This is a genomic window from Pseudomonas sp., from assembly GCF_026224925.1.
Lineage (GTDB): Bacteria > Pseudomonadota > Gammaproteobacteria > Pseudomonadales > Pseudomonadaceae > Aquipseudomonas.
In genome coordinates this window covers 1-5,565 of sequence record NZ_JAMFRV010000083.1, presented here as the reverse complement: position 1 = coordinate 5,565, position 5,565 = coordinate 1, and the positions used below count along the sequence as shown (strand labels likewise).

General features: G+C 51.8%; 6 protein-coding genes and 1 pseudogene. 6 read left to right on the top strand and 1 reads right to left on the bottom strand.

From position 1 onward, the window contains the following. The coding region (locus tag M0974_RS03735) for a tetratricopeptide repeat protein (RefSeq protein ID WP_297832998.1) at positions 1–1,524 on the top strand (1,524 nt) is incomplete at its 5' end. Between the two features lie 3 nt (positions 1,525–1,527). On the opposite strand, the gene M0974_RS03730 is transcribed toward M0974_RS03735, so the two are convergent. After that, positions 1,528–2,370, bottom strand: a complete 843-nt coding sequence (locus tag M0974_RS03730; protein WP_297832996.1) for a methyltransferase domain-containing protein — start codon at positions 2,368–2,370, stop codon at positions 1,528–1,530. A 288-nt stretch (positions 2,371–2,658) separates the two neighbouring features. On the opposite strand from M0974_RS03730, the gene M0974_RS03725 reads away from it, so the two are divergent. The 5 genes and pseudogenes from M0974_RS03725 to M0974_RS03710 all read left to right on the top strand — a co-directional run. Beyond that, the gene (locus tag M0974_RS03725) at positions 2,659–3,276 is read left to right on the top strand and encodes a hypothetical protein (RefSeq protein WP_297832993.1); all 618 of its coding nucleotides are present in this window, start codon (positions 2,659–2,661) and stop codon (positions 3,274–3,276) included. Next, positions 3,260–4,078, top strand: a complete 819-nt coding sequence (locus M0974_RS03720; protein ID WP_297832991.1) for an acyltransferase — start codon at positions 3,260–3,262, stop codon at positions 4,076–4,078. Before M0974_RS03725 ends, M0974_RS03720 begins: the two co-directional genes overlap by 17 nt. Before the next feature lie 243 nt (positions 4,079–4,321). After that, positions 4,322–4,516: pseudogene (locus tag M0974_RS33295) on the top strand (transposase); the annotation flags it as partial. A 13-nt stretch (positions 4,517–4,529) separates the two neighbouring features. Continuing rightward, entirely contained in the window at positions 4,530–5,003 is a 474-nt protein-coding gene (locus M0974_RS03715; RefSeq protein WP_297832989.1) for an IS5 family transposase, read from the top strand. Positions 5,004–5,243: 240 nt separating this feature from the next. Further along, positions 5,244–5,565 (top strand): class I SAM-dependent methyltransferase (locus tag M0974_RS03710; protein ID WP_297832987.1); only part of this gene is annotated, 322 nt, incomplete at its 3' end.

Sequence of the window (5,565 nt, the reverse complement as noted above, 5' to 3'; positions counted from 1 at the left end):
GGTGTCGCGAAGGGACTGCAGACCAAGAAGCTCCACGTTTCGGCCGGTGATACGGTGATCTGGCACCCGCAACTGCCGCATGGCGGCAGTCCCATCCGGGATAAAGATCGTACGCGATTCAGTCTGGTGATGCACGTGACTCCGGTCGGCGTGCCGGTCTATCACCAGTCGGTGTTTTTCCGTCCCTCCTTTTCTTTCCCCGAAAAGGCGCCCTGGGGGTTTCGGGAGGTTGACGGTCGCCAGATCGCCGACATACGAAATGGGATCAATTTCGACCATAAAAATGGCTATTCTCTGGACCGGATCAAACCGCCAGGCGAGGCTGTTGCTCCTACGAATCTTCGAAAAACGGGTCGAGGCCGTATGCACTGGGAACAGAATAACTTCATTCAATCGGTGAAATGTCTTTTCCCGAATTTCTTCAAGGCCGTCTCGGTGCTCGAAATCGGATCATATGACGTAAATGGCTCGGTTCGCCCACAGTTCGAGGCGACCCGCTATGTCGGTGTCGATCTCATTACCGGTCCGGGGGTCGATGTGATCAGCACCGGTCACGAATTTCGCTCGGAAGAGCGTTTCGATGTCGCAATCTCGACCGAGTGCTTCGAGCATGACCCGTTCTACACCGCAACATTCCTGAATATGGTCCGGCATGTCCGCGAGGGCGGCTTGGTGATCTTCAGCTGCGCCGCGGAGGGACGTCCGGAGCATGGGACCCGACGAGCCGAACCGGCAAGTTCGCCCGGAACGGTTGCGCAAGGTTATGACTATTATCGAAACCTATCGGAAGCAGACTTTGCGTTTCTCGACTTGCCTGTCCTGTTTTCCGAATTTCGCTTCTTTCACAACAGTACATCGAACGATCTGTACTTCGTTGGCGTAAAGCGACACAGCGAGCTGCTCCGGCAGATCGATACGCTTTGCAAGGCGGTGGAGAGCCTGCCGGGTCAGATCGATGGAGCCTTTGGCCTTCTGCGGTCGGGAAAGACGGATGAGGCGCTTGAGCGTATGCAGGCCGTTTACAAATCAGCGCCGTCATCCGCGCGCGATTACGTGCTGATGCGGCAGGGCTGGCTGTTGAACGAAGCCAAACGCGGTGCCGCCGCGGAGGCGGTTGTGCGTGAAGCACTGACCCTGTCGGACGCCGCCGAACTATACTGGGAGCTTGGCACCATCCTGCACGGACTTGGTCGCGCGGCCGAGGCGATCGCGCCGGCGCGCGAGGCTGTAAAACGCGCTCCAGATGACGCGCGCTTCGTGTATTTTCTTGGCGCGATGCTGCAAAATCAGAATGTGCTGGAAGAAGCTAAAGAACTGCTAAAGCGGACGATCAGCCTGGACCCAAAATTTGCACCCGCTCATCAGCAGTTGAGCGCGGTGCTCACCAAGCAAGGTCGCCAGGAAGAGGCAATTGAGGAGGCCCGCAACGCTGCCGAGTTGGCACCCGAGGTAGCGTGGATTCAAGGGCACCTAGAGCGGATGTTGAGCCCACAGGATGTACCCGCGCATAATCGCTCTAATTAATTCTCATTTTGTTAGGCGGAATAACATCGGTAGCATTCGCCAGTTTTCGTATGGATTTCCATCGCTGAGAAATCCGCGGGCAATGTCATAGTCCAGACCGAGTTGGCACCTGGAAAAGCCTGCGGCAGCGCAACGATTTAAAAAATCTTGCCCGAAACTTTCGACCACCAGTATGCCTTCTGGTGAAAGCGGATCGCCGTGATAGGCTGGCGGCAAAAGATGCTCGATTGAGCCATTTACCAAACGGGCGCGTCTTTGACTGAGCTCCAGATTGTGAAAAAAAGGGACGCTAAATAAGGTGATCCCTTCGGGTCGTAGAACTCTATGCAATTCGCGAAGCGCAATATCGGCATCGTGAACGTGCTCAAGGACATCTTGATGTAAAAGAATATCCATGTCTGAATCAGGAAATGCAAGAGAAAGCATATTCTGATGCATGACCCTCGTTCCCCGGATCGTGTGATAGGTTCCAGGCTCCGCTCCCGCTACGTATTCACATCGTTCTAACCAGGGATGGTCCTTTTCTATTGCACGCCCGAATGATGTTACACCCTCGAAAATCATGCCACGTTTCAGTGCCGGCATCTCGCTGACAGCTTCGCTGACGGCTCTCCAAAAAAGCCTATGCCGAGCACTAAAACCGCAATGTTCACACGAAAACTCTCCGCGTGCGTTTATCCAGTTACCAGATTCCACAGTATTTTTTAGGATTTTAACAGCTTGACACCTATCGCAGAAGCCGGCTACCGCAGGAATCCTGGCGAGCTTCTGCTCAAGATCAAAATTATAGGACTCAATGCTCCTCGCGAGCTTTAGAAAACCTGTAAGCTCGTCAAACCAAATCATTTTTTGATTTCCGATATAAGATGAAAGGGCATAATAACATTGGCCTATCGGAAAATCGAGGCATAAGTATCACCGAGCTCTTTTGGAAGTCACCATTGACGGATATTTCGCGTGGAAGAACTCTTAGCGGCTATGCTGGCATGCTACGAGACCTGAGAATCATCGGCGCCCATTACTGATGAGCTATGTTGAATGAGAGTTAAATCACATATCTTATGCATCATCGTAATTTTGTGCTCACTCGCAAGCCGCGCACGAGGGCAATCCTGCGACCCCCTAGATGTACTCGTGGCGACTACTCCCGCTCCACCAACGTATGCCGGTGCGTGGGCACTTTATGAAAAGCAACTTTCTAACATTAGTGACGAGAAGGTTGATCTCATAATTATTGGCGATTCTTTAGCTCAAATGTGGGAAAATAACTATTGGCGACCACTAAGTACCGTCAATCTCGGAGTGGCGGCAGACCAAACACAGAATGTACTTTGGCGGCTAGCCTCGCCTAAATGGAAATCCATAAAGACGAAAAATATCCTGCTTGTGATTGGAACTAATAATCTAGGAAGTAATACCGTCTGCGCTATGATAGAAGGTATTAAATCCGTCTTTCGACGTGTTCATGAAATTTGGCCCGATGCGCAAATTGCCTATCTTGCCATCCCTCCGCGAGGCGACATATTATCCTCCAAAGATGATGATCGGCGCGCCGCCAACCAGGTGATCATATCGTCGAAGCACGTTGACGTAGTGAGTGAGGATCAAGATCTCAATCCAGATGGATCTTTCTTGCTTTATAGGCAAGATAGGCTTCATTTTTTGCCGCCAGCATATATAATGCTGACCAATCAAATGGTTTCCAGGTTATTCCCAAAGCGCAGGTCAATCAATAGTGGATCCGAACGCTGAAATACTTCACCATGTTGCTCTGACTAATAGCCGCTTGGGTTCTCCGGGATTTGCTCTTGCAGATTGGGAAAATTTCGAAGTCTTCACAGAGAGTTCAGAATCTCTTGAAGCTCGCGGCATTCAGATTGTTGGAAAGATGGTCGAGGGAAACAAAGTCGTCCTCCACTCAAAACTGGGTAATTGCAAGCTGCGGATAAATTTTTGCGGTAAAACGAATTCATCGGTGTATTTGGGTTCTGGACACCGTGTAAACGGTACCATAACACTTGATGGTCAAAATAATCTATTTTCGGCGTCAGGATTTGGATTTCAGGGTCAAAATTCGATTTCTGTAACCCTATCAGCTTCAAATTCCGCGATTGTGTTTTGTAAAGATGTGACTTCCGTGAACAGCGCGCGGCTTCTCAATGGAAACACAAAGAGAGCGCTAATTGGTGATGACTGTATGTTTTCTTGGGATATATACGTCAGAAATTTCGATTCACATGCGATCTTCGATATCGAAACTTTAACCCAAATCAACACTCCTGGTGACATACTTATTGATAAGCATTGCTGGATAGGTCAGGGTGCCACTATCATAAAGAGTCTGTCCATCGGAGCGGGTTCAATAGTTGGCGTGCGATCGGTGGTAACGAAAAATGTGCCATCAAAGGTCGCGGTAGGAGGAGTGCCTGCGAAGATTTTACGCAGGGGCGTGACTTGGTCTCGTCACTGGCTTGTAGGCGAAACTGAAATGCGCGCTCTTAGGGATTGTATGATTGATCCCCCCGTGGTTGATCCGGAATTGAGCGACATCTGACCGGATAGCTTGTGGCTGAATCCTTGTTCTGACGGCGGGCCCTGAATTCCGTTTTGCCGGTACTAGGTTTCGTGGACAAAGGATTGACGTCTGAATCGGTTTTTGATTCAAGGATTCATCTTAGAATGAGGTGAATCGTTGAACGGGCGGATCGGGGTTTCGGACGAGGAATGGTTGATTATCGGGCCATTATTGCCGCCGGAGCGCGGGCGCTGGTCGCGACCGGCGTAGGACAATCGGCGCTATTTCGAAGGGATGCTTTGGGTCGCACGGACGGGGTCGCAATGGCGTTATCTACCGGACCACTACGGCAAGTGGAACAGCGTGTTCCGCCGATACCGACGAAGGATCAAGAGCGGCATCTTCGACGCCATGTTGGAAACGCTGGCCGAGTTGGCTGGCAGGGCCGGCAGGCGCACATGGTCGACAGCACCGTGATCCGAGCACATCATTGTGCCGTCGGCCTAAAAAAGGGACTCAAGATCAAGAGGGGCTCGGCCGCTCGCGCGGCGGCTTCTCGACCAAGATCCACGCCCGATGCGATGGCAACGGACGCCCGGTTGGCGTCGTCCTGGCGCCCGGACAAACGCACGACAATCAAGGCATCCTGCCGCTTTTACGCATGATCGGCGAGCGCATCCGGGCGATGATCGCCGATAAGGGCTACGATGGTGATGCGATCCGCGAGGAGCTGAACTTCAATGGCCTCGAGGCGGTCATCCCGCCCAAATCCAACCGCAAGACCACGATTCTCTACGACACCGACAAATACAAAAGCCGCAGTCGCATCGAGCGCATGTTCAACAAGCTAAAGAACTGGCGACGCGTCGCTACCCGCTACGACAAGACCGCTACTGCCTTCCTCGGCTTCGTGACTATCGCTGCTATCCAACAGTGGCTACCGGCTTTTGTCCACAAAATCTAGATTCTGTAGAGCGTCCAACACTTAAAGATGTGGACTTGGAAAGAGAGGGACCGTGCATGGTTATGCCGTTCAATACATCAAGAAAGTCGACGAAAGTTTGCTTTCGTTCAACGATAGCTTCCAAAAATTTGGAACGCTGAGTCTCGATGAATACGGCCAACTCTTGCTTGGGATGTCCGACGCGCGGTTTCCGCACTTTTCATCCATCCTTCCAGAAATGTCATCCAAGATTCAATTAGAATGGACTGGAGGTTCACGGTTGAATTGCTGAGGCTGAGCATCGGCAATGTGAGTTTTTTAGCCGCCAATTACACGAGCATCGAAAAAGCGCCGATCAGGGATGCGAGAGTTCTCGACTTCGGCTGCGGCTACGGCAGGCTTTTGCGGTTGCTTCCCTACTTCGTAGACCCGGAAGGCATTTCAGCTTGCGATTCGTGGACGGTGTCGCTCGATCACTGTACCAACAGCCATATGGAGCGGCTGGTTCCCGCTCCCCGCCTTTCGGAAGCTGTCGCGGAATCTCTGCCATTTGAGGACTGCATTTTCAATCTGGTCTACGCCT

What these genes read in the sequence shown, in the direction of transcription:
- M0974_RS03730 (WP_297832996.1), bottom strand. Translation starts at nt 2,370, where the DNA reads ATGATTTGGTTTGACGAGCTTACAGGTTTTCTAAAGCTCGCGAGGAGC.